This is a genomic window from uncultured Cyclobacterium sp. (assembly GCF_963976465.1).
Lineage (GTDB): Bacteria > Bacteroidota > Bacteroidia > Cytophagales > Cyclobacteriaceae > Cyclobacterium.
Window position 1 is genome coordinate 1 of record NZ_CAXBOC010000686.1, and the last position, 2083, is coordinate 2083.

General features: G+C 39.0%; 2 protein-coding genes. Both read right to left on the bottom strand.

The window, feature by feature from the left end; all coding sequences use genetic code 11:
* Window positions 1-169: 169 nt before the first annotated feature.
* Window positions 170-1033 carry an SDR family oxidoreductase gene (locus tag AAC037_RS23870; protein WP_339906157.1) on the bottom strand — a complete coding sequence of 288 codons (864 nt, stop codon included), beginning with the start codon at window positions 1031-1033 and terminating at the stop codon, window positions 170-172.
* A gap of 209 nt (window positions 1034-1242) precedes the next feature.
* Window positions 1243-2083 (bottom strand): TIGR03862 family flavoprotein (locus tag AAC037_RS23875; RefSeq protein WP_339906158.1); only part of this gene is annotated, 841 nt, incomplete at its 5' end.

Here is a 2083-nt window from a genome sequence, read left to right on the forward strand (position 1 = left end):
CAATTTGGTTTTCTCCACTATCAATGCTTCCAGAAGCACCACTTTTTTAATTATATTCTCAATTATACCCATTGTTTCACTATTAATCCCTACGCTTTATTCTACCATTTACCCGTACTTTATTCCTTTTCTATTAATGCAAAAAAGCAGCGTTTAAGATTGGGTAAATTTATAATCTTTTTGTCATCCTATCTTTTACAGCTTTCACCATTTCCAATGGGGCCTGGTGGGGTCTTCCGGTTGCCTTCTCAAAATTAGAAGGCACATCATTGACTCCTCGCTTTATACCTTCATAAATACCGGCGATTACCGTTCCTATAAAATCTCCTAGGGCTGCTGTTCTTTCTTTCCGGTAATCTTCTACAGATACCTGATGGTAAGACAGTTGAGTTCCATACACTTCATTGATAATAGCTGCTAACTCTTGTTGGGTGATGGGTTTTCCACCTAGATTATAAATGTGCCCATTGTGTTCATCCTTCAATAACATTTGGGTATAGGCCATAGCTAATTCATCCCTGCTTGTATAAGTACACTTCCCCTCTCCTGCACAATTTCTGATTTCACCATCTTCAATGTAGTGGTCTATGTATTCAATATCCGGTTCGATGTAAATCCCATTTCTTCCGATCGCCCAAAGCAGACCTGAGCCTTGTACATCTTTCTCCGTCTGCCTGTTGCTTTTAACGATTGGGCTAAATGCCGTGTTTTCTTCGTCCCCTATGATACTGGTATAAACAATTTTTTTAACTCCATTTTGCTTTGCTGCTTCAATCACATTTCTATGCTGCTGGATTCTCTTTTCAGGATGATCCATACCTGAAACCAATAACAAGGTATCAATTCCTTTCAAGGCTTCATTGAATTGATTTCGGCTATTATAATCTCCTTTCCTGATCTCAACACCTAGGTGATTGGCCTTTTCAGGAGTTCGCGCAATACCTTTAACCTGGTTTTCACCGACTTCTTTTGTCAATTGATTGACTATAGAAGCTCCTAATTTCCCACTGGCTGATGTAACTGCTATTTTCATGATATTATTTTTAGTTTTCATCCTGAAATGGTGCAAACATACACCTGATTTACTTTCTCAATCAAAGGTCGCTACAAGCCTTGGCACTAAAAAGGTTAATCCTTAGCTATAAATGGTAAATATGGGAATTGGAAACTTAGGACTACCAAATACAGGAAATTAATTCATCCTATCCGGAAAAATGATTCGGTTTAGCAATTACTTCGGTATTATCCCTCCCCATTCAAGCCATTTAAGAAATCCGCCAGTGCAAAGCCCATACTGAAACAACCCTGAAGCAAATACCCTCCGGTGGGTGCATACCAGTCCAGCATCTCTCCAATGGCGTAAGAATTGAGCATTTTTTTAATTTGAAAATTCGAATCAACCTCATCCAAAGCAATACCACCCATGGTTGAAATAGCTTCATCCAACGGTCCTGCGGACTTGAGCTTTATAGGCACTGCTTTGATCGTTTGAAGAAGTAAATCGGGATTTGAAAATGTGTTTTTGTCACAAAACTGTTTTAACAAACCAATGGAAGTACGGTCTAAATTCAGTTCTTTACTTAAAATACTTGTTACTTTAGCTTGTCTGGACCCATTGTATTTCGCTTTCAACTGAGCGATTGTTAAGCCGGGCTTTAAATCCAAATGGACAATAACCTCCCTTTTTAACAAAAAAGACATTTGAATTTCTCTGCTTAAGGCATAGATAGCATTGCCCTCCAAACCAAATCTTGAAATACTCAATTCTCCCTTAACCTCTTGTTTTCCAAAGGTCAAGGCAATATTTTTTAGAGGTTTTCCTTCATGTGCTCCAATAAACTCCTTGCCCCAAGCTACTTCAAAGGCACAATTGGCAGCCCTCAGCGGCTGAACATTTATTCCTTTTTCTTCAAATTTCTCTTTCCAGGCGCCATCAGAACCTGTCACTTTCCAGCTTGCCCCTCCCAATGCGAAAACTACAATATCGGTATCAATTTTTAGGTCCTTATCAAATCGTAGACACCCCTCTTTATCCCAACCCAACCAATTGGTATTCAGTCTGAATTGAATGTCTTTATCAGCA

Excerpts from the sequence above, each read along its gene's own strand:
- AAC037_RS23870 (WP_339906157.1), bottom strand. The coding sequence starts at position 1,033 with ATGAAAATAGCAGTTACATCAGCCAGTGGGAAATTAGGAGCTTCTATA.